Annotated in this window: 18 protein-coding genes and 2 pseudogenes; 8 read left to right on the top strand and 12 right to left on the bottom strand. The window is 65.0% G+C overall.

The features are described 5' to 3' along the window. Positions 1-7: 7 nt before the first annotated feature. From J2S97_RS20465 to J2S97_RS20475, 3 genes are read right to left on the bottom strand one after another with little or no spacing between them, the layout of a single operon-like run. Positions 8-910 (bottom strand): carbohydrate ABC transporter permease, encoded by a 903-nt coding sequence (locus J2S97_RS20465; protein ID WP_307051775.1) that lies wholly within the window; start codon positions 908-910, stop codon positions 8-10. 8 nt (positions 911-918) lie between these two features. Continuing rightward, the gene (locus J2S97_RS20470; protein WP_307051776.1) at positions 919-1,917 is read right to left on the bottom strand and encodes a carbohydrate ABC transporter permease; all 999 of its coding nucleotides are present in this window, start codon (positions 1,915-1,917) and stop codon (positions 919-921) included. Further along, positions 1,914-3,335 carry an extracellular solute-binding protein gene (locus tag J2S97_RS20475; protein ID WP_307051777.1) on the bottom strand — a complete coding sequence of 474 codons (1,422 nt, stop codon included), beginning with the start codon at positions 3,333-3,335 and terminating at the stop codon, positions 1,914-1,916. The genes J2S97_RS20470 and J2S97_RS20475 overlap by 4 nt, the downstream gene beginning before the upstream one ends. Before the next feature lie 259 nt (positions 3,336-3,594). Here J2S97_RS20475 and J2S97_RS20480 point away from each other — a divergent pair, with 259 nt between their 5' ends. Further along, positions 3,595-4,059, top strand: a complete 465-nt coding sequence (locus J2S97_RS20480) for a GNAT family N-acetyltransferase (protein WP_307051778.1) — start codon at positions 3,595-3,597, stop codon at positions 4,057-4,059. A 290-nt stretch (positions 4,060-4,349) separates the two neighbouring features. On the opposite strand, the gene argS is transcribed toward J2S97_RS20480, so the two are convergent. The 4 genes from argS to J2S97_RS20500 all read right to left on the bottom strand — a co-directional run bounded on the left by argS (position 4,350) and on the right by J2S97_RS20500 (position 10,666). After that, positions 4,350-6,182 (bottom strand): arginine--tRNA ligase, encoded by a 1,833-nt coding sequence (gene argS / locus J2S97_RS20485; protein ID WP_307051779.1) that lies wholly within the window; start codon positions 6,180-6,182, stop codon positions 4,350-4,352. Between the two features lie 199 nt (positions 6,183-6,381). Next, entirely contained in the window at positions 6,382-8,460 is a 2,079-nt protein-coding gene (locus J2S97_RS20490) for a PhoX family protein (RefSeq protein WP_307051780.1), read from the bottom strand. A gap of 166 nt (positions 8,461-8,626) precedes the next feature. Beyond that, positions 8,627-9,637: an o-succinylbenzoate synthase gene (locus J2S97_RS20495; RefSeq protein WP_307051781.1), complete on the bottom strand. Its 1,011-nt coding sequence runs from the start codon at positions 9,635-9,637 to the stop codon at positions 8,627-8,629. A 384-nt stretch (positions 9,638-10,021) separates the two neighbouring features. Further along, on the bottom strand, positions 10,022-10,666 hold the full coding sequence (locus tag J2S97_RS20500) for a hypothetical protein (protein WP_307051782.1): 645 nt from the start codon (positions 10,664-10,666) through the stop codon (positions 10,022-10,024). Between the two features lie 536 nt (positions 10,667-11,202). Here J2S97_RS20500 and J2S97_RS20505 point away from each other — a divergent pair. Further along, positions 11,203-12,117, top strand: a complete 915-nt coding sequence (locus J2S97_RS20505; RefSeq protein ID WP_307051783.1) for a phosphatase PAP2 family protein — start codon at positions 11,203-11,205, stop codon at positions 12,115-12,117. A 15-nt stretch (positions 12,118-12,132) separates the two neighbouring features. On the opposite strand, the gene J2S97_RS20510 is transcribed toward J2S97_RS20505, so the two are convergent. Further along, positions 12,133-12,765, bottom strand: coding sequence for a hypothetical protein (locus tag J2S97_RS20510; protein WP_307051784.1), 633 nt, complete (start codon positions 12,763-12,765; stop codon positions 12,133-12,135). A gap of 223 nt (positions 12,766-12,988) precedes the next feature. Here J2S97_RS20510 and J2S97_RS20515 point away from each other — a divergent pair, with 223 nt between their 5' ends. After that, a complete protein-coding gene (locus J2S97_RS20515) occupies positions 12,989-14,206 on the top strand; it encodes an aminotransferase class I/II-fold pyridoxal phosphate-dependent enzyme (RefSeq protein ID WP_307051785.1) in 1,218 nt (405 codons plus the stop codon). A 36-nt stretch (positions 14,207-14,242) separates the two neighbouring features. On the opposite strand, the gene J2S97_RS20520 is transcribed toward J2S97_RS20515, so the two are convergent. Further along, positions 14,243-15,595 (bottom strand): BTAD domain-containing putative transcriptional regulator, encoded by a 1,353-nt coding sequence (locus J2S97_RS20520; protein WP_307051786.1) that lies wholly within the window; start codon positions 15,593-15,595, stop codon positions 14,243-14,245. Between the two features lie 277 nt (positions 15,596-15,872). Here J2S97_RS20520 and J2S97_RS20525 point away from each other — a divergent pair, with 277 nt between their 5' ends. Next, positions 15,873-16,484, top strand: a complete 612-nt coding sequence (locus J2S97_RS20525; RefSeq protein ID WP_307051787.1) for a carboxymuconolactone decarboxylase family protein — start codon at positions 15,873-15,875, stop codon at positions 16,482-16,484. A gap of 244 nt (positions 16,485-16,728) precedes the next feature. On the opposite strand, the gene J2S97_RS20530 is transcribed toward J2S97_RS20525, so the two are convergent. Then, positions 16,729-17,289, bottom strand: coding sequence for a DUF1579 domain-containing protein (locus J2S97_RS20530; RefSeq protein ID WP_307051788.1), 561 nt, complete (start codon positions 17,287-17,289; stop codon positions 16,729-16,731). Between the two features lie 58 nt (positions 17,290-17,347). Continuing rightward, positions 17,348-18,565, bottom strand: coding sequence for an MFS transporter (locus J2S97_RS20535; RefSeq protein WP_307051789.1), 1,218 nt, complete (start codon positions 18,563-18,565; stop codon positions 17,348-17,350). Positions 18,566-18,663: 98 nt separating this feature from the next. On the opposite strand from J2S97_RS20535, the gene J2S97_RS20540 reads away from it, so the two are divergent. Both J2S97_RS20540 and J2S97_RS24175 read left to right on the top strand, forming a co-directional pair. Next, positions 18,664-20,469, top strand: coding sequence for a CAP domain-containing protein (locus tag J2S97_RS20540; RefSeq protein WP_307051790.1), 1,806 nt, complete (start codon positions 18,664-18,666; stop codon positions 20,467-20,469). Positions 20,470-20,538: 69 nt separating this feature from the next. Next, positions 20,539-21,900 carry a CAP domain-containing protein gene (locus J2S97_RS24175; RefSeq protein ID WP_307051791.1) on the top strand — a complete coding sequence of 454 codons (1,362 nt, stop codon included), beginning with the start codon at positions 20,539-20,541 and terminating at the stop codon, positions 21,898-21,900. A gap of 95 nt (positions 21,901-21,995) precedes the next feature. On the opposite strand, the gene J2S97_RS20550 is transcribed toward J2S97_RS24175, so the two are convergent. After that, positions 21,996-23,933: a chitobiase/beta-hexosaminidase C-terminal domain-containing protein gene (locus J2S97_RS20550; protein WP_307051792.1), complete on the bottom strand. Its 1,938-nt coding sequence runs from the start codon at positions 23,931-23,933 to the stop codon at positions 21,996-21,998. 257 nt (positions 23,934-24,190) lie between these two features. Here J2S97_RS20550 and J2S97_RS24090 point away from each other — a divergent pair. Together J2S97_RS24090 and J2S97_RS24095 are read left to right on the top strand one after the other, a co-directional pair. Continuing rightward, positions 24,191-24,529: pseudogene (locus J2S97_RS24090) on the top strand (hypothetical protein); the annotation flags it as partial. A 741-nt stretch (positions 24,530-25,270) separates the two neighbouring features. Then, positions 25,271-25,861, top strand: a pseudogene (locus J2S97_RS24095) (S-layer homology domain-containing protein); the annotation flags it as partial. Between the last annotated feature and the right edge of the window lie 10 nt (positions 25,862-25,871).

The raw sequence follows: 25,871 nt of genomic DNA on the forward strand, positions 1-25,871 counted from the left end.
GAAGAGGTTATTTTCCGGTGCCGGCCGTGAGGCCGTCCTGGAGTACGCGCTGGCCGAACATAAAGACCACCAGCGCCGGAATCATGGACAGGACCACGCCTGCGAGCACCACGGAAATGCTTCCGGTCCCCAGGTTGCCCTGGAGCGAGACAAGTCCCAGCGGGAGCGTGAAGTTTTGCTCGGAGATGGTCAGGATGAGCGGGCGGAAGAACTCGTTCCAGTGGAAGTTGAATGCGAGGATTCCCACGATCGCCATGCCGGGCATCGCCAGCGGAGCATATACGGAACGGAACGTCCGCCAGGGCGAGGCGCCGTCGATCGAGGCGGCCTCGGCCAGCTCGGCGGGGAGCCCCATGAAGTACTGGCGCATCAGGAAGGTGCCGAACGCCGTCGGAATGGCCGGCAGGATCAGCGCCAGCAGCGTGTCGGAGAGGCCCATGCCGCGGATCAGCATAAAGACGGGCACGATCGTGACCTGCATCGGCACCATCATGGTTGCCAGCACGATCGAGAAGAGTGCGCCGCGGCCGCGGAACTTCAGGTGCGCGAAGGCGTAGCCTGCCATCGCCGCGGACACCATCTGGCCCACCGCGATCAGCCCGGTCACCAAGGCGCTGTTGAGGACGAGCAAGAAGATATTCAGCTGCTGGAATACTTCACCGTAGGACGTGAAGTCCGGGTTCCACGGGAAGAACGACGGCGGCAGCTTGAAGGATTCCGACGGCGACCGCAGCGACGTGGACAGGGTCCACAGCACCGGGCCCAGCGTCAGGGCGGCCGCGATCAGCAGCAGGACGATGCGGATGGCGAAGTTCCAGCTGAACCTGCGCCGGTTGGGGGACGTTTCCGGGAGGCCTTCGGAAAGCCGGGGTGAATGCCCAGCCAGGCCGTGGTCTGTTGTGGTTGTCATGGCTGGCCTTACTGGTAGAAGACGAATCGTTTGCTGAGCCGGAACTGCGCGGCCGTGATGGCCATGATGATCAGGGTGAGAAGCACGCCGACGGCGGACGCCTGACCGAACTCGAGGCGCTGGAAGGCCGATTCGAAGATGACCATGACGGCGGTGCGGGTGGAGTCACCCGGGCCGCCGCGGGTCAGCACGTAGGGCTGGTCGAACACCTGCAGGGCGTTGATGATCGCCATCACCGACGCCACCAGGGTGGTGGGGCTCAGCAGGGGCAGCGTCACGTACAGGTGCTTGCGCCAGCCGGTGGCGCCGTCGATCGATGCCGCTTCGTATGTCTCAACGGGAATGGATGCCAGGCCGCCGATGAACAGCAGGAAGGAGAACCCGAAGTTCTGCCACACGTACACAAGGATCACGACGGCGGCGGACCCGCCCGGCGTGGTCAGCCACGGCACCGCGGGGATGCCCACGAGGGACAGGAACCAGTTGACCACGCCGAACTGTTCGTTGAAGAGGTACCGCATGAAGATGGAAACGGAGGCCGCGGACAGTATCAGCGGGAAGAAGAAGGCCGAGCGGAAGAAGACCCGCAGCCACGCCGGCATCTTCTCCTGCACCATGATGGCCAGCGCCAGGGCGAGCCCCAGCTGGAGGGCCACGGCCACCACCACGAACAGGATGGTGTTCAGGAAGGACACCCGGACTGTGGGGTCCTGGACCACTTCGGAAAAATTGTCGAAGCCCACGAAGGTGGGCGCCGAGATGATGTCCCAGCGGAAGAAGGCGAGGACCATGGAGGCCACAATCGGGATCAGGGTGAACAGCCCCATGCCGAGGATGGTGGGGGCCAGGAAGATCCAGGCTAGCCAGCGCTGGCTCTGCCGTGACTTGGCGGTGGGTTGGTGCTGGGGCGGGGCGTTGGGGTCAGGCGTCGTCGGTTCGCCGGCTACCCCTTTGCCGGACTGCCTCTTGCCGGACTCCCCTGCCATGCGGCGGGTGATGGTGCTCATGACTGCCTCCTCAGGGCCAGTTCAAGGTCGCGCTGCATGGAAGCGAGGGCCTGCTTGAGCTGGCGCTCGTCGCCGCTGACAGCCAGCGATACGTTCTTCATCAGGGCCGTTTCGACGGCGGCCTGCTGCGGCGGCGCCGGGATGGGGCCGGTGGCGGGGAACCGGTCCAGGGTGTCGTAGAAGACCTTCCAATTGGCGGGCCCCTTGCCGGAATAGAGCTGCTCGTTGACCATGGAGCGCCGCGCCGGCGTCGTGGCCGGGTTGGGGAAGATCAGTTCCATCGCCTCGCGGCTGGAGCTGAACTTGATCCACTCCCAGGCGGCGTCCTTGTCCTTGGCGGTCTTCATGATTGCGTAGCCGGCGGTGCCGAACTGGTGGCGCTGGGTCTTCCAGCGCGGGAAGAACTGGACGTCGAAATCGCTTTCGCCCATCCCGGCCTCGTGCAGCCCCTGCACCCAGTAGCCGCCGGCAGGCGTCGTCCCAATGCGGTTGGACGCGAACAGGCCGACGAGCGAGCTGCCGCCGCCTTCCTCCGGACGGACACCGAGCCCGTCCTTGACCAGCCCGCGCAGGTAGTCGAAGGACTCGAATACGCGGTCGTCATTGGCGTTGGGCTCCAGCCACTGATACCCGCCCGAACGGAGGCTGCGGGAGGGATCGTTGGCGTAGAAGCCGTCCCAGAGCCACTCCCCGCCGGCGGACCTGGTCTCCTTCAGGAAGCTGGTGTCGTTCGCGTAGAGCCACGGCACCACACCGCCGAAGAGCCGGTTGGTCCAGTAGTACGGGGTGAAGTCCGAGGTGCGGGCCTTGCGCATGGCGGCGAGGCTGTTGCGGAAGTCCAGGTGGGTCCAGTCGTCCGCCGGGCGCTCCAGCCCTGCCTGCGCGAACGCGGTGGTGTTGTAGTACATGTTGGCCGCGTTCCAGTCCATCGGGAGCTGGTACAGGCTGCCCTTGTACATAAAGGCCTCCACCAGGCTGGGGTGGACGTCGTCGAAGAACTCGGCCATGTCCGCGGCGTCGCGGCGCACATACTCGTCGAGCGGATGGGCGAGCTTCTCCGCGAACAGCTGGGCGCCTTCGGTGGCCACGTAGACCACGTCCGGCGGCGTGCCTGCAGCCACCATGGTGAGGATCTTGGTGAAGAAGTCTTTCCAGTCCACGGCCTGGATGGCCTGGACCTTGACCCTGATCTCCGGGTGGAGTCGGGTGAAAGCGTCAATGGCGCGCTGGCGGGCGGCGGCGTCCGCGGCGGTGCCCATGATGGCGATGCTGAGGCTGTTGTCCCCGCGGCCCGGAATGTCCGTCCCGGAGAGACGCGGCCACGATGCCACGGTAGCTCCGATAATTCCCGCGCCGAGGGCACCGAGGGCGGTACGGCGGGTGATTTCCCGCAGGTGCCCGTTTGTGGCTCCGGTCATGTCAATTTCCTTCCTAACACGTGTTAGGAACTGTAGATGACGGACCTAACACGTGTCAAGCGTCACAACCTGACTCCTTCAATGCGACGCTCTCTCACATCCTGCCGCCCAACCCCGGACGCTCTCTCACTTCCTGCTGCTCAATCCCGGACGCTCTCTCACATCCTGCCGCCCAACCCCGGACGCTCTCTCACTTCCCCAGGTGAGGCCCAGGTGAGGCCCAGGTGAGACGGTTGGCCTGGCGTGATGGAATCAAGGGATGGAGATCCGTCCCTACGCCGAAACCGATGCCGAAGCGACCCTGAACGTGTTCCTCGCGGCGGTGACGGAGACGGCTTCGCTGCACTACTCAGCGGCTCAGATCGCCGCATGGGCGCGCCCGGCTGTGCGCGATGTCAACCAATGGGACTCCGCAAGGAAGGCGCTCAATACCTACGTGGCAACCCTCGGGGGCGAAGTCGCCGGCTTCTCCGACGTCAGAGACGATGGCTACATCGACATGATGTTTGTCGCTCCCAAGTTCGGTCGACGCGGTATGGCCGGTGCCCTCCTGGCGCATCTCCAGAGCATCGCAGCGGGGGCCGGCGCATCCGAGCTGTCCACCAACGCGAGCATCACGGCACGGCCATTCTTCGAGCAGCACGGGTTCGTCGTGGTCGCCGAGCAGCGCCCCATCACACTGGGCGTAAAGATGACCAACTACAAGATGGTGCACCCGCTCTAGAGCCGGTTCAACCCAAGGACCGCTCCGTTGGCGCTCCCGGAGGTGCACGCGAACTTCCATGCCCCCATAGTCCCGTGAGGCGATCCGCAGGCGCCGCCGTCGCCGGGGTGAAAGCCGCCGCAGGAGCTCCTTGGCGAGGGGGCGCTACGAGGACAGTTACCGACTCTGCTACGTCCGCCGCCCGGAAGGATCATCGTTATGCTTGCGGAGCAGATCGGCTGAGGGCTCCGGCAGTAAGTGAGAGAGCGTTTGGGAAAAACCGGCAGTAAGTGAGAGAGCGTTCCTGAGGGCTACATGCTCTCCGGGGTTTCGATGCCCAGCAGGTCGAGCCCCTCGGAGAGCCTGTGGAGGACCAGTGCGCACAGGGCAAGCCGCGACTCACAGACGGACTCTTCGGCCTTTAGCACAGGGCACTGGTCGTAGAAGGACGTGAACAGCTGGGAGAGCTCGAACAGGTACGCACACAGCCGGTGCGGCTCGAGCAGTTCCCCCACCTTTCGGAGGGTCGCCCCATATTCGAGCAGGTGCAGGGCCAGGGCACGCTCGGCGGGTTCGACGACGGCGATCGTCGCGGCCGCCGTCGGCTCGCCGGCCGCCCCGCCGACAGACACCGCCCCACCGGCAGACACCGCCCCGCCCGCGCCCGCCGTCGGCTCGCCAGCCGCCCCACCGGCAGACACCGCCCCGCCCGCGGCCACAGCCTCGCCGGCCTTTCGCACGATGGAGCGGATCCGCGCGGCGGCGTACTGCACGTAGGGGCCGGTATTGCCGCTGAGTGCCAGCATGCGGTCGAAGTCGAATACATACTCGGTATCGTGACCCACGGAGAGGTCGGCGTACTTCACGGCTCCGATGCCCACCTGCCGGGCGGTCACGGCACGCACCTCCTCCGAGAGATCCGGGCGGCTCGAGTCCACCACGGCGCGGGCACGGTCCACCGCTTCGTCCAGCAGGGCCATGAGCTTCACCGGGGTGCCGGAACGGGATTTCAGGATCTTGCCGTCTTCGCCCAGTACGTTGCCGATCTGCACGTGGGTGGCCTCGACCGCGTTAGGCAGCCAGCCGGCCTCGCGCGCCGTCTCCATGACCATCCGCAGGTGGACGTTCTGCGGCGCGCCCACCACGTAGAGGATGCGGTCGGCGTGGAGTTCCTGGACCCGGTACCGGATGGTGGCGAGGTCCGTCGTTGCGTACCCGTACCCGCCGTCGGACTTGCGGATAATGAGCGGCAGCGGCTCGCCGTCCCTGCCCGTAAACCCGGCCGGGAAGGTGCACAGCGCCCCCTCGCTGACGCGGGCCAGGCCACGCTCCTCCAGTTCCTGGCACAGCTGTGCTAAATGGGCGTCATACGAGCTTTCACCCGCGATGTGGTCGTCCTGGAGGCTGACTCCCAGCGTGGAGTAGATGGCGTTGAAGTACACCTTCGAGTGGTCCACCAGCCGCTGCCAGACCTCTAGTGTCTCCTCGTGGGCCGACTGGAGTGACACCACACGGAGCCGGGCACGCGTCGCGAAGCTGTCCGGGCCGGAATCGGACGCGTCGAACTTTGCCCGCGCTGCCTGATAGAACGCACTGGGGTCCTCCACCAGCAGCGCCGCCTCGGGCGAATCCTCCCCGATCTCCAGCCAGTGCTCAATCAGCATGCCGAACGGCGTGCCCCAGTCGCCGATGTGGTTCTGCCGGATCACCGTGTGGCCCAGCGCTTCGAGGACGCGGACCAGGCTGTCCCCCACCACGGTGGTGCGGAGGTGCCCCACGTGCATTTCCTTCGCAACGTTTGGGGAGGAATAGTCGACGACGACGCGCTGGGCGTGCGCCGCCGGCCCGCCCTGCGGCCGGGACGCCTGGGCGTTGAGTAGCTCCTCAATCCAGGTGCCGTCGAAGGTTAGGTTGATGAATCCGGGGCCGGAAATTTCGACGCCGGTGCACATGCCGTCGAGCTCCAGTGCCTCAACAATGCGTGTCGCAGCGTCCCGGGGCGGCAGGCCGACCTTTTTGGCCAGCGCCATGGCGGCGTTGACCTGGATGTCCGCGAACTGCGACGGCCGGACCACCGGGTCCGTGTCCCGGAACTCCTCGCCGAACGCTTGGGCAATAGCTGCCTGGACTCTGGGGACAACCATCTCAGCCGGATTATTCACATGCTCAAATTATCAGGCCGGGCCCCTTCCGACGCTCTCTCACTTCCCGCGGTTAAATCCGGGACGCTCTCTCACTACCTGCCGCCAAAAAGGCGACGCTCTCTCACCTCCCGGCCGCGCGGCCAGAAAAGTGAGAGAGCGTCACCAAGAAGCCCACGAAAAGTGGGAGAGCGTCGGGCCTTTAGCCGCGGAAGACCTGGACCACCGACGGGCGCGGGGCGCGGGCCTGGCCACGCGCCGGCGTCGTGCCTGCCGGAACGTAGTCCGGGAAGTACGAGTTGGGCGCGTCGAACGTGCCTTCCTCCCCCGGGTGCTGCACGGCCACGAACACGGTGCGCTCGTCGTCGTGGATGATCGGTCCGCAGGTTTCGGCGTCGCGCGGCACGGCCAGGAACTGTTCCACCTTGCCGCGCTCGGCGCCGTCCAGGGTGACCTTGAACAGGCCGTCAGCCTTGCCGATGCCGGAGGGGGCGCCGTCGGTGGAGATCCAGAGGTTGCCCACGGAGTCGAATGCGAGGTTGTCCGGGCAGGAGATCGGCGAGACCTTGTTAACCGGGAAGCCGGAGAAGTAGGTGACGTCGCCCTGGGCAGGATCGCCGCAGACCATCAGCAGGTTCCAGGTGAACTGGGTGGACGTCTGGTCCCCGGTCTCGGTGATCTCCACAATGTGCCCGTCACGGTTCTGATTGCGCGGGTTAACCTCGTTGGCGCCTTCCTTGCCGGCCTTGCCGCGGTCCGAGTTGTTGGTGCAGGCGACGTAGACCTTGCCGGTGTGCAGGCTTGGCTCGACGTCCTCGGCGCGGTCCATCTTGGTGGGGCCCACCTTGTCCGCGGCCAGCCGGGTGTAGACCAGGACCTCTTCGACGGACATGCCGTCCACGGCCGAGACCCCGTTTACCACCAGTGGCAGCCACTCGCCGGTGCCGTCGAAGGCGCCGTCGGCCGGTACCGCGCCGGTGCCGGTGATCTCAGCCGCCGGCGAGTTGCCGGTGAATTTGGCCACGTACAGGTTGCCGGCGGACAGCAGCGTCATGTTGTGCTTGCGGTCGCCCTCACGGTACTTGTCCTTGGAGACAAACTTGTAGAGGTAGTCGAAGCGCTCATCGTCGCCGGAGTAGGCCACCACGTGACCGGACTCGGCCACGATCACGTTGGCGCCTTCGTGCTTAAAACGGCCCAGCGAGGAGTGCTTCTTCGGCGTGGACGTGGGGTCGAACGGGTCCACTTCCACGATCCAGCCGAAGCGGTTGGCCTCATTCGCGTAACCGGCGTTGCGGGTGTCCCAGCGCTTCTCGTCCAGTTCCCACTTGCGCGCCGTGGCCGACGACGTCAGGCCGTAGCGCTTGTCCTCGGCGGTGGTGCCGGGCGCCGCGAAGTAGCCTTGGAAGTTCTCCTCGCCGGAGAGGATGGTGCCCCACGGCGTGGTGCCGCCGGCGCAGTTGCCGAGGGTGCCCTTGATCCAACGGCCGGCGCTATCGTCCTTAGTCTTGACCAGGGGGGAGCCCGCCGCGGGGCCGGTGAGCTCGTAGACCGTGCTGTTCAGGTAGCGGCGGTTCAGTTCCGCGCCCTTAACGTAGGTCCAGGGCTGGTTCTTGTTCTTGCGCTCAAGCTCCACCACGGACAGGCCGTGCGCGGCTGCCCCCACAGCGCGCACGTCGGCTGCCGGCATGGTGGACGGGAACATGATGGCGTCGTTGGTGTATTCGTGGTTCGCGAACAGCACGGCGCGGCGGCCCTTGGTGCCGGGGATTTCCAGGATGTCCGTGTAGTCGCAGTTGTAGCCGAACTGCTTTTCCTGCGCGGCGGCCGTCTGGTTGTTGAGGTCGAACTCAGGGGTTCCGTTGAACATCGGGTCACCCCAGCGGATGATCGGCTGCCAGGTGAAACCTTCAGGGACTGTGACGGCGTCGACGGCGGCATCCACCGGAGCGATCGCGGTGAACTGCAGCTTGGACTTGCCGAAGCCGTCCTTTGCTGCGGCGGCGAGGCCGGTGCCGCCGTCGGCCACTGCCGTTCCGGCGGACGTTGCGGCACTGCCCAGCACGACGGCGAGGGCGCCGGCGGCGCCGAAGCCGAGGGCGGCGCGGCGGGACATGGTGGCCGAGGCGATGTCGCGGAAGTAGCTGTTCGAGCTGGTGTTGCAGACTTCGCCCGAGCAGGCGTTGTCGCACTTCAGCGCGCAGGTGACGGGGCTGCGCTTGCCTTTGGTGTGGCCGAGCATGGGGAGCAGGGCAAACTTGCGTCCGGTCGTTTCAGACATGGGGGGCCTTCCAAGGAATCCGATGAGGTCCCGCCCACCCTGTCAGTCGGTTCCAACCGGGAGCCGACAACCAGATGAAGACCCGGTGAACCGGCAGTGACCTACGAAAGGTGAGAGAGCGTCCCGGGAAAACCCACAGGAAGTGAGAGAGCGTTCGGTTGTTGGGTTAGCGGGCGGCCAGCGACGCGTGCACGCGGCGGAGGCGGTCCAGCCACCAGTCCCGGCGGTCGGCGGGGGCGGCGAACTCCTCGAGCAGGCCGGCGTCGGCCGTGACGTCGCGGAGGCGGATGGCGCCGTCGTCGGCCACGAGGGAATCCCGCGTGACGTCGGCCGCGAGCAGGGACACCGTTCCCAGCCCGCACGCGTACGGCAGCTCCGGCAAGGAAGCCGCCAAGGCCAGCCCGGCGCGGATCCCCACCGAGGTGTCCAGCGCAGAGCTCACGACGGCAGGCAGCCCGGCCTGCGCCACGATGTCCAACGCGCGCCGCACTCCCCCGAGCGGCGCCACCTTGACCACAATGAGGTCCGCCGCGCCCGCCCGAGCCACACGCAGGGGATCCTCCTCCTTGCGCACGCTTTCGTCCGCGGCGATCAGCACGGGGATGCCGGCTGCCCGCAGCTGCCGGCGCACCTCGGCGAGTCCCTCAATCGACGGCACTGGCTGCTCGGCGTATTCAAGCCCGACGGCGGACAGCCGGGTCAGTGCCGCAACGGCCGTGGGCACGTCCCACCCTCCGTTCGCATCCACCCTGATGGCTGCGTCCGGCAGGGCGCTGCGGACGGCGGCGACCCGGGCGGCGTCGTCGTCGAGCGTCTGGCCGCGTTCCGCCACCTTGATCTTGACGGCGTCCACGCGGCCGAAGCGGGCCAGCACCTCGGGCACACGGTCCGCGGAGACGGCCGGCACGGTGGCGTTCACCGGAATCACGGACCGCAGCGGCGTGGGAAATCCCTGCCAGCCGGCCTCGACGGCGGAGGCGAGCCAGCGGGAGGCTTCGGCGTCGCCGTATTCGGGGAAGGGGCAGAACTCGCCCCACCCCAGCGGCCCTTCCAACAGCAGGGCCTCGCGCTGGGTGATGCCGCGGAACGTCACGCGCATGGGCAGGCTCACCACATGGGCGGACGCCAAAAGCCGGTCCAGGGAAGGAAGGGGGTGGCTGGGTGCGTCGGCGGGCATGGTTTTCACTCTACCGGCCACCCCTGACAACGGGCCCGCACAAAAAACCCCGCTGCAGAAAGGGAAATGCCCAGGAGTCCCTTGGTAGGGCCGACGGCGACTGGGGGCGAGCTTCACGTTTATGAGACTCGTCGCCGCCGGCCCAGCTCAAGGAGCCCCGGGCGTACACATTCCCTGCGGTTACCCGCCGGATCTGCTGCGGGGCGGTCCGTGTAAAACCGGACCGTTGATAAAATCCTAGGGATCCCGGGCCGCCGCCGCATGAGTACCCGCTACTCGTTTTGGCGGCGCAGATGTACTCAGGAAAGCGGCCATCACGCGCCGCGAAAAGGGCGTGATGGCCGCCGGTTGGAAGGGTGCAAGCACCCCTAACCAAACACGGAGTTACCGGTGCTTGTGGTCGTCATCCTTGGCGCGGTCCAGCAGCTTGCAGAGGTCCTTCGCGTGCCGGATGCTGTTGTGCGTGATCTCACCGGAGACGATCTCCATCTGGTCAACGGAGGCATAGACAACGTTCCCAGCCAGCCGTCCGCGTTCGAAGTAGAAAGCCTTCGGCAGTCCTGCGTCCTCAAAAGCCTTCTCGTCAGCGGCTCCCACGGCAAACACCAGGCTGGGACCCCGTGCCGAGAGGTGGGCGCTCAGGCCGTCTGCTGCGAGCCTCTGGGTGAACGGACCGGATACGTCCAGCTCGTCGATGGTCGCACCGTCGGAGACGCGGGTCAGGTCAACGGTGGCGTCGCCGCGGAACTTGATCACCAGGGTCCCGTTGTCCTTCTTCTCGCCCTTGTACTTCACCTCGCGCTCGTCGCCGGCCTCCACCTTGATGGTGGTGTCGCAGGCCTGGAACTCGTAGGGGTCGTAGTACGCGTCAGGCACGGAGACGTACTTTCCGTCGGTGTCCTGCGGGGGCCACGGCCCTGCGGCCCCTCCGCCGCCGTCAGACCCGGCGGATGCCGGAGCGGAAATTCCCGTAAGCAATGCCAGCGCAAGGGTGGCGGGCAGACACAGATACCTCATTTTTCGGTTCATGGCAGCACTCCTGAAGATGGCAGGAGGGGTCGCATACGGGCCTGACCTGCCAATGTTGGTAAACATCAAATGCCAGCTAGGCGACGAGACCAGTTGTGATGCGGTGATCTTGCGGCCGCTGTGTTCAGGCCCGCAATACGTTCAAGCTAGCGCCGCCGTCATGGGGGTGTCAACGGGTAATCGGACACCCGCGGCACGCGGATTAGGGCCGCCAATTGGGGCACGCACATAGGGCACGCAAATGCGGTGGTTTTGCGGATGCCAATGCCCTGCGTGTCACCGTCGTTCCGGGCATTGGCATCCGCTGCGGTCGTCGGCTTAGTGCTGATCGGCTGGCGGCCGGTATGCCTAGCGTAGGAAAATCGCCGACGCCCAGCACGAGTATTTGCTACCTGTTTTGGCGCGCCATCGCAGCCAGTGGTTGCCGGCGATACGGGGTCCCTGGCCCCGCAGCGTCGGCACCGCAGGCCGCAGCGCAGGGCCCTGCGCGGTCACTCCTCAGACGGCTCCCAGCATTTTGTGGGACGCTGAAGGTGATGAGCTCTCACCTTAAAGATTCCCGACGACGGCGGCCCGCCGGGCAGGTGCGTGGCGCAAAGCGCCTGGCTGCGCTGTGCCTCCTCGCAACACTGGCCTGTGTAGCCGGGCTGACCGCCACGTACTACTTCTTCGTGCAGACCACCACGGGACAGTACATCGACGAATCCGCGCTCGTGGAGGCCGTGGCCATCCACGGACCCGCCGGGAAGGCCGCCACCAGGTTCCTGGACTGGCTGCCCACCATCTCGCTGGTGATGGCCGCCGTCGTCGTCCTCTTTGTCACGGTGATCCGGAAACGCTGGCGGGCCGCAGGCATTGCCGTGGCCGCGTGCATCGGCGCGAACATCGCCACCCAGGTATTGAAGGAACTGCTGCCGGCCCGGCCGTTCCGCGGAGTGGAAACGCTCGAGCTGAATTCACTGCCGTCCGGGCACACCACGCTGGCAGCGTCCGCTGCGGCCGCCGTGTTCCTTATGGCGTCGCCGCGCTGGCGGCCGTTCGCGGGCTTTGTGGGCGGCAGCTTCGCCATCGTGTCCGGGATTTCCACGGTGGTGAACCAGTGGCACCGCCCGGCCGACGTCGTGGCGGCCTTCCTGCTGGTGGGCGCGTTCGCCATCCCGGCCGGGTGGATGATCATCCGCACGGGCAACTCATGGAACGTGTGGGACGGCTTCGGCGGACACTGGGCGTCCTCACGCTGGTGGATCCGGCTGCCGTCCCTGATCTGCCTGGTGTTCGCGGCGGCCGCCGCGTATTTGCTCACCCGGTACATTCCCGGCCAGGGCGGCAGTGCCAACAGCTATTTCTGGGGCGGCATCTCGCTGATCGTGGTGGCCGGATACCTCGCGACGGTGGCAACCACCGCCCTGTTCGCTTTTGCCGCACGACGGCGGGCGGCCGGCACCCGCTGACGGCCCGACTGGCGCCTACTTCAGGAACGAGGCGTTGAAGGAGTTCAAGTCCACCGGCACGCCGTTGAGGCTGTGCTCGAACTTCTGCTGGATGCCGATCCGCATGGTGGCGGATGTGTTCCAGCCGCCGTACTGGACCGGGGCGGGCGCGAGGTAGTCGGCCGTCCAGGTGGAGTAGTTGAGGTTGCTGGTATTCGTATCCCAGAGCGGGACGTCGGAGAAGGCGGTGCTGTTGCTCATGAGTCCCGGCCACATGCCGCTGCCGCTGTAGATCACGGGCCGCACGCCCATGCTGCGGACGCCGTCCACCATTTCCCGGGTCACCGGAGAGCTGCCCGGCTCAACGTCGAGGGCGAAGAACTGCAGCTGCGAGGCGTACGGTCCGGCCGCGTTGATGCCTCCCTGCCAGCAGGAGGCGTCCCGCGTGTAAACGGCGATTTTCAGGCCGGCATCGAGCGCCATCTTGAGCTGGGCCTGGGTCCGGTACCAGGGATCACAAGTACCCCAGGCGGTGGAGTGCATCACGTACAGCCGGATCCCGGCGTCGTACGCCTTTGTGAACCAGGCGGGGTCGGTGATCGCAGCTGTGGTGTCCACAACCTTCACCGAAGAACCTGAAACGGGCGGGGTGCGCTTGGTGGGCTGCATCTTCGCCTCCTAGACTCTGAAGCAAACGATACTCCTGGGTCTGGCCGGCCCGGCGGGGATGGGGCAGGCATGGCGCGGCAAGGCCGTGTGAAGGGGGGCCGGGCCGCGAAGGCATCTCCCATTTACATTGCCGCCCGCGAAGGCCAGAATAAATCGCACAACAGCCTCCACTGGCTCAGCAGCGAGCTGACTTCCATGCTGCTCAAAACAGGGGGCTGCTCTGATGGCCAATCTCTACGAATCCAACCTTTCCACGCGGGTGGATTTCCCCGCCCGGGCCAGGGCTGTTGCTTCTATTCCTTCGTTGTTGAGGCTCCAGGCCTTCCTGCGCATGCATGCTCAACGCCAGCATGAACCGGGAATCTGCGACTTCACCCTCGGCAATCCGCATCAAATGCCGCAAGAGGCATATGTCGCGGCGCTGCGGAACCAGCTGGAACCCAGGAACGAACTCTGGTTTGCCTACAAATCCAACGGCGTGGAGGCTCAGCAGGCCGCGGCCGCGTCGCTGCAGCGCCTGTTGGAGATGCCGTTCGAGCCGGCGGACATCCACCTCACCACGGGAGGCTTCACCGCTATCGCTATGGCATTGAAGGCCGTGGCCGACCCTGGCGACGAGGTGATCTACAGCCTGCCGCCGTGGTTCCTGTATGAGCCGATCATCACCGAAGCAGGCCTTGTTCCGGTCAAAGTGCTGATCGACACGGAGACGTTTGACCTAGACCTCATGGCCATCGCCTCCGCCATCACGCCCCGGACCAGGGTGGTGATTGTCAACAGCCCCAACAACCCCACCGGCCGGATCTACCCGCCCGCGCTGCTGGTGAAATTGGCGGCGATGCTGGAACTGGCTTCGGAGCGGAACGGACGCCGGATCTATCTCCTGTCCGATGAGGCGTACAACCGGATTGTGTATGACGGCGTCCGCTTCCATAGCCCGGCCGAGTACTATCCGAACACCCTGCTGGCCTACTCCTACGGGAAGACGCACCTGGCACCAGGGCAACGCATAGGCTACCTGGCCCTGCCGCCCACCATGCCGGATCGGGACGCCCTGCGTGAAATCCTGAGTGCCCTGCAGGTTGCCATGGGCTGGATCTACCCCAACGCGCTGATGCAGTATGCGCTGCCCGCGCTGGAGACGTTTTCCATCGACGTGGGGCAGCTGCAGCGGAAGCGGGACCGGCTGTACGAGGAGCTGACGGGGATGGGGTACCGGCTCCACCGGCCCGAGGGCTCGTTCTATCTCTTTGTGAACTCGCCGGTGCCCGACGACGAAGCGTTCACTGAATCGCTGGCCATCCGCGACGTCTTTGTGCTGCCGGGTGTCCTGTTTGAGACGCCGGGGTTCTTCCGGATCTCGCTCACCGCCAACGAGGAGATGGTGGAGCGCAGCCTGCCCGCGTTTGCCGAGGCGATCCGGCTGGCGGGGGCTGGGTAGGTAGGCGGTCAAGTTGGGCGAGGCGCAGCCGAAACCCTACGCGCTGCCCTGCCCCAACCTGGCGACGATGGACGGATGTACCAGCATGTTTCCCGTCTTCACGTTGCGGAGCGTGTCCAGCATGAGCGCCAGCGGCCCGTCCCGGGGAAGGAAGGCGCACACTCCGAGTGCCGATGCCTCGCAGAGGGCCGCAGGCGTGCATTCGGCGGTGAGCATCACGATCCTCGTCTCCGGGGATTCCAGGAGCATCTGCCGGGCCGCGTCCAGCCCGGTTCCGTCAGGCAGCCGGTAAGTCATGATCACGGCGTCGGGCTTCAAGGCGCGCCTCATTGCGACGCCGGACTCAACGGTCATTGCTGCGCCGATGCTGCGCAGATCCGGTTCGCGGTCCAAGGCATCGGCGAGCAGCTCGACGAACTGGGCGTCGTGCCCAACGGTCAGGACCAGCCGCTCGGCAGCCGCGGACTCCGGCCTTCCGCCGGCCGCCGACTCTGGCCGTCCGGCGGGTGTAGTCCCCGCAATCTCCAGCACCTTCATCTCCGGTACCTTCGCAGGCGCTCCCACGTCGGCTGCGGCGGTGCACTTCAGGAGGCGTGCGTGGGCAGCTCGCAGGAGCGGCCCCGGTGCACACCCCATTTCCTTGTCCATCACGTGCCGGCAGCGGTCGAAGGCCCGCAATGCCGCGGTCAGCTGCCCAGCCCGTTCCAGCCCCAGGACCAACACCGTCCAGGCGCGCTCGGCCAGGACGTCGTCCTCTAGCGCGGCGGTTGCCCACGCGATGGCTGTCTCGGAGTCCCCCAGCGAGCATGCAGCCTGAGCAGCCAAGACCTTGGCTTCCACGACGCGTGATGCATGCATTGCCCGTTCCTCCTCCGCCCATGCGGGAAGGAGTTCTCCGCCCAGCAACGGCGCAGGGGCCAGGGCGAGGGCCTCGGTCAGGAAGCTGAGCGCACGACGCGGTTCCGTCTGCGCGGCCAGCCGGAACAGGACGTCGAACCGGTCCAGGTCAAGATTCACCAGCGCGCGGTCCATCAGGTAGCCGCCCGTCACGGTCTTCAGCGGGCCGGCCTTACCAGTGCCGGGTTGGAGGTGCCGGCGCAACACGCTGACGTGGCTTTCCAGGGTCGGCAACGCCACGGCAGGGGCCTGTCCCTCCCACAGCAGATCGATCAGCCGGCCCTTGGACACGGGGGCGCCGAGGTGGAGCAGGAGGATTTCCAGGATCTGGCGCGGTTTGGGTCCGCCCAGTTCATGAGCGCCAAGCGTCTCAGTTCCCCGTCGAATCGTCAGCGGGCCCAGGATGCTGACGTCCAGCTTGCGGGACGGCGCCCTGAGCCGCGGACCCCACGGCGGGTGTTGCGGTTTCGAGGCAATGTCCAGTTCGAGCATGCGGGCAAACCCCCAATTCCACACCGACAACGGTTAGGGACCATCCTTGCCCAGCAGGCCTATGTACCGCCCGAGTAGTCACTACCTGTTCTTCATGGCCCACTCCTGCATGGTGGCCCGACCGCTACGCACAAGTACAGCTGTCTCCCGAACACGCCGGGCTGTGTGTTGACTCGCCGGTGGCCGCGGAGGAATATCGCACTTGTCCGCATCGGCGCTGCCAGGGCACTCCACCGCCGTGCAGCGCGGGTGGCCCCAGCCGGAAGAAGGATCCCCCATGTCCATACTCGCCACCACTCCCGAAAGCCAGGCGTTCGGCCTGAAGGCGAAGATTTACGACGACGACCTCCGGTCCCACGGTTACGTCGCCAAGCACACGAAGGACCTGGCCGTGAACCCGGAGGCGTATGTGGCGTTCGAGGGGCTCATCAGCGCCATCACGCAGAACATGGACGTGCGGCGCTACGAGCTGATCACGCTGGCCGCCGCGCAGGCACTCGGTTCGGCACACTGCCGTCTGGCCCACGGGCTGAAGGCACTGCGGGCCATCGCCGAGGACGAGCTGGTGCAGATCGCCCGTGACTACCACAACGCGGGACTGACCCCGGCGGAGGTGGCCATGATGGAGTACGCCGAGCGGCTCAGCACCGACGCGGTGACCATGACCGACGCGGACACGCTCGAGCTGCGGGACCACGGCTTCACTGACCGGGAAATCCTGGACATTACGCTGGCTGCTGCCGCCAGGAACTATATGAGCCGCACGCTGCAGGCCATCTCCGCGGAAGTTGATGTTCCCACCAAGCTTTCAGCCCAGCTCCGCAGCGCCCTGCTGTCTCCCCTGGCACAGTACGGCGCGGCCGCGAAGCCCCGGCACCGCGACGCCTAACCCCACACGCCCGCCCCGCAACGCTCTCTCACTTCCTGCCGGTTTTTCGGCGACGCTCTCTCACTTCCTGCCGCCGAATACCAAACGCTCTCTCACCGCCGGCCGGCCGCCAAGCCGGAATAGGGCGACAGCGTCGCAGAAAAACGTGCAAGTGAGAGAGCATTTGAGAAAAAGGGGCAGGAAGTGAGAGAGCGTCACCAGAGATAGGGCATGGTTAGGCGCCTTCCTCCCCAACCAGGTAGCGCTAGGCCTGCCGGCGGTACGTTGCCTCGACCACCTGGTACGGATCGTGGCCGGGCACCATGTTGAGCATAGTGATCCGTCCGCCGTTGCCGTCGCCGGGGTGGATGTGGATCTGCCAGCCCCAGTCCGGTCCCGGCGGCGCGGGGTACCAGCCTGTCAGCCGGATCACGCCGTCGTCGTCGATGTACCCGTCGAGGGTCAGCCATTCCGGACCGGAGTGGTACGAATCCACCCAGACCGCCGTCGCCCCTTGAGTCCCGGCGGCTGCTTCCGGCTCCGCCGCGTCCCCTAAGTCGGACGCCGCCGTCGTGTCTCCCGAGTCGTCCCCGTCGAATGCCGCCTCTTCCCCGCCGGACGCCGGTCCGGAGCCCAGGAGCAGCAGGCCGTTCTGCGGCTTGTCCTCGTGTTGCCATGTGTATTCGATGGTCACGAACGCGCCGGCAGTCACGTTGACGGTCGCGGCTGACACCGACTCCTCGTACTCGTCGGTGGGCATGAGCCGCATCCGGTTATGGCCCTGCCAGCTTCCGGTGAACGGCGCCAAACTTTCGATAATCGTCATACCGGCAGTCTGGCGGGTGAGCAGCGGTGCCGCCAGCCCGGCACGCCGTACTCTGCAGCTAGTAGTTCCGCCGGTGCTTGAGCCGCGGAATCGTGATGGCGAAGACGACGGCGGCGGCGAACCCCAGCACGCCGGTGGCCCACACGCCCGCCCCCAGTGAGACTGCCGCGGTGACGCCGGAGAGCAGCACGGGGCCGCCGGTGGCGCCGGCGTCGGCAATAAAGCGCCAGAGTCCCAGGAACTGGCCGCGGCCGCGGTCCGGGGAGAAGTCGGCCCCGAGGGTCATGATCAGGCCGGAGCTGATGCCGTTGCCGAACCCGATCAGCAGCGCCGCGAGCAGCAGGCCCACAAAGGTGCCCGTCAGCGGGATGAGCATCAGGGCGGTGCCCATGATCACCGTGGACGGGATGGCCACCCATTGGCGGCCCTTGCGGTCCATGAGCTTGCCCGCAGGGTAGAACACCAGCATGTCGATGGCCCCGGACAGGCCGTAGATCAGGGAGGCGTGCGTGGCGTCCATGCCCAGGTTGTCCGCCCACAGCGGGATGACCACCTGGCGGGAGGCGCGCAGTGCGCTGAGCAGCAGGATGCCGGCGCCGACGGTGAGGAATACGCCGGCGTGGGACCTGGCGATGCCGCGCATGGTGGGCTCGGGTCCGTGGTGCGCGCCGCCCGAACCGGCAACAGCAGGCAGGTCGGGGATGGTGATGGACAGGACGGCCGCGGCTGCCATGGCGGCGACACCCACCCAGTACGCGCCGCTGATGCCGGCAAACTGCATCACGCCGGCGCCCACGAACGGTCCGATGAAGATGCCGACCCTGCTGACGCCGCCCAACGTGGACAGAGCCCGGGCGCGGAAGGCCACCGGCACCGCCTCGGTCAGGTATTTCTGCCGGGCCAGGCTGAAGACGCTTGCGGCCATTCCGACGACGATCATCGCCACGGCGAGCAGCCACAGTCCGTTGGGAATCACCGAGGACAGCCCTGCCGCCGTCAGCGCCAGCGCGCCGGCCGCGGCGGCCCCGACGATGGACCAGCGTTCGCCGAATTTGAGTGTGATCAGGGAGGCTGGCAGGTTGAAGAACCAGGAGCCCAGGCCGATGAGCGTGACGATCAGGGCAGCCACGGCGACGGACGCGCCGAGGTCGCGGGCGGAGAGTGCCACCACCGGGAGCACCGCCCCTTCGCCGATGCAGAACAGCAGCGCCGGTCCGAATGCGGGAACGGCAATGCTGCGAAGGCTGAAGGCTTTGGTGGCTTGCGCGGAGGTCATCCCCTTCATCCTATGATCCCGCCAGGACGGGTGTTTCAGGTCCGGACCATCGCGGTTTCCGCGGCGGCATGAGTATTGATTGTCGGACCGCAATTACTATGGCATTCTTTGGATGTCGCTGCGCTTCCGGGGCCAGCGAATCCTGGGGGCTACCGGACGTTTCGTCGCTGCATTATTTCCCCCGGCTCACGTCTATTTGGGGGAAACAATTGCATATCTTTAGCGGCGCCCTGCGCCTTGCGCGCCAAAGTATTTCCAGATGCGCAAAAATGGCAGTGGGCGCCTTGACGTGCCTTGCCCTGGTGTCGGCAACGTTGCTCGTGGGCACTCCTGCCGCGCAGGCCGCCGATCTGGTCGGCGGAGAAACGATCGACAGAAGCAACCAGGAGCAGATCGTCGACGTCTTCAACGGCATTAATGACTTCAGGGCTTCAATTGGACTGAACCGTGTGAATTTCAATGCCACTGTTTCGGAAATGGCTGAAGACTGGTCTGACCACCTGGCAGCATCGGGCGAGTTTTACCACAATCCAGATTTTTACTCCGACCCCCGGGTTGCGGGACGCCTGAACGGAGCGGCCGAAATCATTGCGGCCCGGTCAGATTTCTCGGGTCAGGGCCTAGTGGACCAGTGGATCTACTCGCCGGGGCATAACGCAATCATGAGCGATCCGGGCCTCACCACCATCGGCGTGGGGATCTCTACGATCAGGGACGGCTCTCCGAGTGGCCTCCGCTTATACGGCACGGTGAATTTCTTTACCTTTTGGAATCCGCCAGTGGGGATGTACACCACCGCCCAGGACTTCTTTGACGGCAAGCCCTCCATCGACACGCCACAGATAATCACGGTCGACGTACAGGACCCGGTATTTGACGACACGCTCAACACAGTTACTATTCCCGAAATGGAGGGCGTGGATTACCTCCTGAACGGGGTTTCTGCGCTGCCGGGAACGCACAACGCGGCTGAAGGTCGCATGGTTGTTACCTATGTGGCCAAGTCGGGATACCGCGTTTTTGGGCCGGCGTATTGGGACCATGTGTTTCTCCCGCCGCCCAAGGAAATCGTCCCCGTCGCCCCGACGTTCAACGGCGAAACCGGCCAATTCACCGTTCCCTATATGGAAGGTGTCCAATATTGGGTTAATGATTCGATCTGGGGTTCATCAACCTTCAGCAGCGAATGGGACACAACCGTCTACATCCGGGCCGAAGCCCTCAGTGGCTACAAGCTGAGCGGCACTACATCCTGGCAGTACTACTTTGCCAAACCGGACCAGCCCGCTGACCCGGGCCCGGTCACACCCACGGAGCCGGCCGGCAGCTTTACCGACATCCCCGCGGGAACCCAGTTCGCCGCCGAGATCAACTGGCTAGCCGGCCGCGGCATCAGCACCGGCTGGGTTGATGGCAACGGCGATGCTACCTACCGGCCCCTTACTCCGGTCAACCGCGACGCCATGGCGGCCTTCATGTATCGCCTGCTGGGCGAGCCGCCCTTCAATGCCCCTGCCACCTCTCCGTTTGCGGACATGGCCGGGGGCACCAAGTTCTACAAGGAAATCACCTGGCTCGCGGATAAGCGCATTTCCGCAGGCTGGGAAGCCAACGGCGTGCGGACGTACCGCCCGGTAACGCCCGTCAACCGGGATGCCATGGCTGCCTTTTTGTACCGGCTCGCCGGCGAGCCGGACTTCACTCCCCCGCTCGCCTCGCCTTTCGTGGACGTGGATACGAGCAATCAGTTCTACAAGGAAATCACCTGGCTTGCCGCGCAGGGCATTTCCACCGGCTGGGACGAAGGAAACGGCAGGATTACCTTCCGCCCCCTCTCCGCCGTCAACCGCGACGCCATGGCCGCTTTCATGTACCGCTGGAACACGAAATTCGGGCGGCCGTAAGCCCGCACACCAACAAGCGTCATCGCCAGGTCTTACTGAGAATGCTCACCAACATTAAGGGGAAATCAATTGCACCAATTCACTGCGCGCCTGCGTTCGCTGCAGAATCCATGGACTGCACGCAAGGCAGCGGCTGCCCTAACCTGCACCGTGCTGCTTTCGGCCACCTTCTTTGTGGGCGGCACAGCAGCTTCTGCCGCTCCCGGAGCCGCCGGCACCGAAACGTCCGACACCGCCCAGGTTGAGCAGGTGGGGACACCGGCGATCGCGCCGGCGCCCGCCTCGGCCGAGCAACCGGCCGCAGGAACCGAGGGCCTGCCGAACTTTCCGGCAGCTCCGCCGCTGACGGCCGACGGCGGTCCTGTCACCGAAGGCGCGGCAGTCGCCGGCGGGACCATCGACAGGGCGAACAGCCAACAGATCGTCGACGTCTTCAACGCCATCAACGCCTTCCGCGCCTCGAAAAGCCTGCAGCCCGTGACGTTCAATGCCACGGTGTCGGAAATGGCAGAGGACTGGTCCGACTACATGGCCAGCAGCGGCACTTTCGAGCACAACCCGAATTACCATACTGACCCGCGCGTGGCAGACCGCTGGAACTGGGCAGCCGAAATCATCGCGGGCCGTCCGGACTCCTCGGGAGCCGGGCTGGTCGACCAGTGGATCGCATCGCCTGGCCACAACGCAATCCTGAGCGATCCCAACTTCACCACCATCGGCATCGGCATCGCCCGGATCGCCTCCCCGGAATACCTTCTGGGCACGGTCAACTTCTTCGACTTCGCAGTGCCGCCGGCCGGAACCTACGCCACGGCCCAGGCCTTCCTGAACGGTGGATCCGAAGTCGGCGTGCCGTTCGCGGATGTGCTGTCCACTACGCAGTTCGCGGACGAGATCCACTGGCTGGCCAGCCAGGGCATCAGCAACGGGTGGAAAGAAGGGAACGGCACAACCACCTACCGGCCCGTCACACCGGTCAACCGTGATGCCATGGCAGCGTTCATGTACCGGTTTGTGGGCGAACCCCCGTTCAACGCGCCGCAATACTCCTGGTTCGCGGACATTCCTCCCGGAACGCAGTTCTACAAGGAGATCAACTGGCTGGCAGCGTACGGCATCTCGGGCGGCTGGGACGAAGGCAACGGCCAGTTCACGTACCGCTCGCTGACACCGGTGAACCGTGATGCCATGGCCGCTTTCCTTTACCGGCTGTCTGGCAAGCCTGCGTTCACTCCCCCGGCCACGTCGCCGTTCGTGGATGTGTCCACCAGCAACCAGTTCTACAAGGAGATCACCTGGCTGGCCTCCATGGAGATCTCCACCGGCTGGGACGAAGGAAATGGCAAGGCGAGCTACCGTCCGCTGAACTCGGTCAACCGGGACGCCATGGCCGCATTCATGTACCGCCTGGCCATGGCCTACAGCGGCTAACCTTAGGTCTGCGCGCAACAGAAGCCGGTCACGGGAACCCCCGTGGCCGGCTTCTGCATTTCAGTTGTGAGGCAGATGGCCAAAATCGACCGGAGTTAGAGACCGCCGAATTTGCTGTTGTACCGATGCATAAACGCCGCCATCGCATCACGGTTGACCGGCTCGAGGGAACGGTAGACCCGGGACGACGTCGGTGGGGAAACAAGGTAATTGTCCACGGTCCATCCCGTGCTGATTCCGTTGTTCGCGAGCCATTCGATCTCTTTGAAGAACTGGCTGTCAACGGGAACATCAGCGAAAGTTCCATGGGGTGAGTAGCCGGGAGGGTGCGGCCCCGGGGCCGGAGGAGGTGGCGGGAACGCCTTGTCGCCGGCGAAGCGGTACATGAATGCCGCCATGGCATCCCGATTGACTGGTTGCAGGGGGCGGTAAGTCTTACTGCCGTTCGCCTCCTTCCAGCCGGTGGAAATGTTGCGCTCCGAGAGCCAGGTGATTTCCTTGTAGAACTGGGTGTTCGGCGTGACATCGCCAAATGGGGAGACGGCGGGCGGCGTGTACAGAGGGCTTCCAGCGAGCCTGTACATGAAGGCGGCCATGGCGTCGCGGTTCACGGCTTGGTAGGGGCGATAGGACCGGGTCCCGTTGCTTTCCTCCCATCCTGTGGACACGCCGTGTTCGGCCAACCACGTGATCTCGTTGGAGAACTGATTGCCCTTGCCGACGTCGATGAACGAGACCGGGCTGACCGTGTACGTCTGCGTGATTTGGCGGGATGCGTTGCCCGTGACGTCGACCGCCACATAGCGGATGGTCGTGTTCGTGGTAAGTCGGATTGGTGCCGTATACGGCGTGGAATTTTGGGTGGGAACGGTGCCATCAGTGGTGAAGTAGATGGCGGCAATCTCGTCAGGGATCAGGGCAACCGACTGCCCCACGGTGTAGGCACCAGTTGCCGGTGTGGCTTCAACCCCGGGTGCTGTGCTGTCCCGAACGGGTATCACTGGTACAACGTACACCTGCTGCTCTGGACGCGAGGTGTTGCCGGCGAGGTCCCGGCCGATGTAGCGAAGTGTAGTGTTCCCAGCCAGGGCGATGGGCTTGCTGTATCTGGGGCTGGATGTCGTCGGGGTGCTTCCGTCAGTGCTGTAAAAGACGGCGGCGGTTTCGTCTGCAGTCAGCCTCACGCTCTGGCCTTGGACATAGTCCCCTCCGGCGGCCGACGCCGTAACTAGCGGTGCCGTGACATCCACTGGAGCAGGGGCCGCCGGCGGAGGCCCTGCTGCAATGATGTCCGACGGCGCGCTTGTCTTTGAGACTGTGGCCCACTCTGGTCGCCAGCCTGTCATGGTTACCGTCATCCGGTGGCCGAGGTCTGCTGTCGTGAGCGTATACAGCCGCCCCGTGGCGCCATCTATATGTACCCCGTCGCGAGCCCACTGATACGAAAAGCTCAGGGCGGAGTTTTCCCAAGACTGCCATACCCCGGAGGTCAGGAAGGTGCTCTTGGCGGCCAGTATGTGCCCTACTGCCATGTTTCCGTGGTTGGAATCGTCGAGTACTACGACTGGAATGGGCGGATCGACGTAAGACTGCACTGATCCGATAGGAACCGTTGGGGCGCTGGTTTTGGCCGTGGTGACGTAACCGGGTTTGGATCCAGTCACGGTGACTGCGAGCGCCTTGCCCTGGTCAGCATCGGTTAGCGTATACGAACGCGTCGTGGCCCCGGGTATAGCGGCCCCGTCGCGCTTCCACTGGACGTGGACCGTTGCTTCGGGGGTGAGGGAACAGGCGTTCGTTCCGAGTGTTCGGCCAACGTTGAAGCGGCCTCCGACGCTCGGTGCGTCAAGTTCCACATAGGGTGCAACCGACGTCTGAACATTGCAGAGTCCGTTGCCCCCGCCGGTGCCGTCGTCGGAGCAAACGGCAGACCCATTTGGTGCCACGAAGCAAGCTTCAGCGGCACGTGCGGGCGGCACGTCTCCCCCGATCGCGATGATGCCCATCACTGACAAGACAATCGCTGCAGGCACAGCGAAAAACATTCTTGTACGCAAAAAGAGACCCCCCAAAGAAAGCCGCAACGGCTTATGGACGGATCATAACTCAACCGGGACAAGTTTTGGGTGAATTGAATGACGCCTGCTACCTTCAGCTCAAGACACAAATAAACGCCCTTGGTTTCCAGAGGTGGGTGTCTGTTTTTGGGGGAAAACAGATCGCCTGCTTTAGGCGTGCCCCATTCGTGCGCAATGGGAATGGAGATTTTCACATGGTTTCAGTCGAAACAATGGATGCGATTCAAGGATTACCGGGAACCAAACAGCGGATTCGCGGCAGGACGAAAAATACCTGGGGGAGAGCGGCCCTCGGTGCCGTGCTCGCCTCGGTTCTAGCCGCAGGAGCGGCGGTCGCTGGGCCAGCTGCTTCGGCACAAGCCACCGGGCCCGCAAATGTCGAGAGCGGGCCAGTCGCCATCCCGGTTGGTCAAAGCCCGGGATCGTTGAAGTTCAACCGCGCAGGTACCCGCGCCTATGTGGCGAACCAGGGTTCAGGCACCGTCTCTGTCATAGACACAGCGACGAACTCAGTGCAGGCAACGGTAGCTACTGGCAGTTCCCCCGGTTCAGTTGCCGTGAGCCGTGACGCCGCGCGCGTCTACGCAGCTGGCTCGACCGCGAACGGTGGCGGCACTGTCGCCGTCATCGATGCCTCCACCAACACCCTGACCACTACCATCGACGTAGGATCGTTTCCCGGTCACCTGGAAACCAGCCGCGATGGCCGGTACCTGTATGTCGGCAAGATATTCGAACTCAAAGTCGTTGACACCCAGACAAATAGCGTTATCTCAACCGTTCCCCTGCCGCAGAACCCGATGGAATTGCTGCTGAACGCGGACGGGTCCCGGCTCTACGTGACCACCCAGAATGGCAACGCCGGTGCGGTGCTGGCGTTGGACACGGCCAGCAAGACCGTCGTCGCAACGATCCCCACCAAGGGCACGCCGGGAACCATGGTCATTGATGCCAACCTGGGACGCATGTATGTGGGCGAGCCGAGCTGGAACAGTGTCACTGTTATCAATACGGCCACCAACCAAGTTTCATCCACTACAGCTCTGTCCGGTCCACCGATGGACGGAAGCCTGGCTTTGGATCCGACCGGAAAACGCCTCTACACCAAGTACTCGGGTTTTCGACTTGAGCAGCGCGACACGTTCACCACTGTCATGGAGCAAAGCACGGCCCTCAGCGGCCCGTCAAAGATCATTGCCAACCTCAGCGGCCGCGGCGGCGGGATGTCGGTTAGCCCCTCCGGTGGCAACCTCTACGTGCCGATGTCGGACCGCAACACTGTGACCGCGGTACCCCTTGCCCCAGCCTTCGCCGATGTGCCCGCCGGTACCAAGTTCGCCGCCGAGATCAACTGGCTGGCTAGCCGGGGCATCAGTACAGGCTGGGAGGACGGCAACGGCACTGCGACGTACCGTCCCCTGACTCCGGTCAACCGTGATGCCATGGCAGCCTTCATGTACCGCCTCGCAGGCAAGCCCGCTTTCACGGCTCCGGCCGTCTCCCCCTTCGCGGACATGGCCCCAAGCACCCAGTTCTACGCGGAAATCACCTGGCTGGCGGACCAAGAAATCTCAACCGGCTGGGAAGCAAACGGCATACGCACATACCGTCCCGTAACGCCTGTGAACCGCGACGCCATGGCCGCATTTATGTACCGGCTAGCCGGCGAGCCCGCATTCACGCCCCCGGCCACCTCGCCGTTCATGGATGTGGATACCAGCAACCAGTTCTACAAGGAAATCACCTGGCTGGCCGACCAGGGCATCTCCACCGGCTGGGGCGAAGGAAACGGCCAGGCAAGCTACCGGCCGCTGACGCCAGTCAACCGCGACGCCATGGCCGCCTTTATGTACCGCTTCGACAGCAAGCACGGCGCAAAATGACCGACTAGAC

This window comes from Arthrobacter oryzae, assembly GCF_030812315.1.
Lineage (GTDB): Bacteria > Actinomycetota > Actinomycetes > Actinomycetales > Micrococcaceae > Arthrobacter > Arthrobacter oryzae_B.

Excerpts from the sequence above, each read along its gene's own strand:
- J2S97_RS20465 (WP_307051775.1), bottom strand. The coding sequence starts at position 910 with ATGACAACCACAACAGACCACGGCCTGGCTGGGCATTCACCCCGGCTT.
- J2S97_RS20470 (WP_307051776.1), bottom strand. The coding sequence starts at position 1,917 with ATGAGCACCATCACCCGCCGCATGGCAGGGGAGTCCGGCAAGAGGCAG.
- J2S97_RS20475 (WP_307051777.1), bottom strand. The coding sequence starts at position 3,335 with ATGACCGGAGCCACAAACGGGCACCTGCGGGAAATCACCCGCCGTACC.
- J2S97_RS20480 (WP_307051778.1), top strand. The coding sequence starts at position 3,595 with ATGGAGATCCGTCCCTACGCCGAAACCGATGCCGAAGCGACCCTGAAC.
- argS (WP_307051779.1), bottom strand. The coding sequence starts at position 6,182 with ATGGTTGTCCCCAGAGTCCAGGCAGCTATTGCCCAAGCGTTCGGCGAG.
- J2S97_RS20490 (WP_307051780.1), bottom strand. The coding sequence starts at position 8,460 with ATGTCTGAAACGACCGGACGCAAGTTTGCCCTGCTCCCCATGCTCGGC.
- J2S97_RS20495 (WP_307051781.1), bottom strand. The coding sequence starts at position 9,637 with ATGCCCGCCGACGCACCCAGCCACCCCCTTCCTTCCCTGGACCGGCTT.
- J2S97_RS20500 (WP_307051782.1), bottom strand. The coding sequence starts at position 10,666 with ATGAACCGAAAAATGAGGTATCTGTGTCTGCCCGCCACCCTTGCGCTG.
- J2S97_RS20505 (WP_307051783.1), top strand. The coding sequence starts at position 11,203 with ATGAGCTCTCACCTTAAAGATTCCCGACGACGGCGGCCCGCCGGGCAG.
- J2S97_RS20510 (WP_307051784.1), bottom strand. The coding sequence starts at position 12,765 with ATGCAGCCCACCAAGCGCACCCCGCCCGTTTCAGGTTCTTCGGTGAAG.
- J2S97_RS20515 (WP_307051785.1), top strand. The coding sequence starts at position 12,989 with ATGGCCAATCTCTACGAATCCAACCTTTCCACGCGGGTGGATTTCCCC.
- J2S97_RS20520 (WP_307051786.1), bottom strand. The coding sequence starts at position 15,595 with ATGCTCGAACTGGACATTGCCTCGAAACCGCAACACCCGCCGTGGGGT.
- J2S97_RS20525 (WP_307051787.1), top strand. The coding sequence starts at position 15,873 with ATGTCCATACTCGCCACCACTCCCGAAAGCCAGGCGTTCGGCCTGAAG.
- J2S97_RS20530 (WP_307051788.1), bottom strand. The coding sequence starts at position 17,289 with ATGACGATTATCGAAAGTTTGGCGCCGTTCACCGGAAGCTGGCAGGGC.
- J2S97_RS20535 (WP_307051789.1), bottom strand. The coding sequence starts at position 18,565 with ATGACCTCCGCGCAAGCCACCAAAGCCTTCAGCCTTCGCAGCATTGCC.
- J2S97_RS20540 (WP_307051790.1), top strand. The coding sequence starts at position 18,664 with ATGGCATTCTTTGGATGTCGCTGCGCTTCCGGGGCCAGCGAATCCTGG.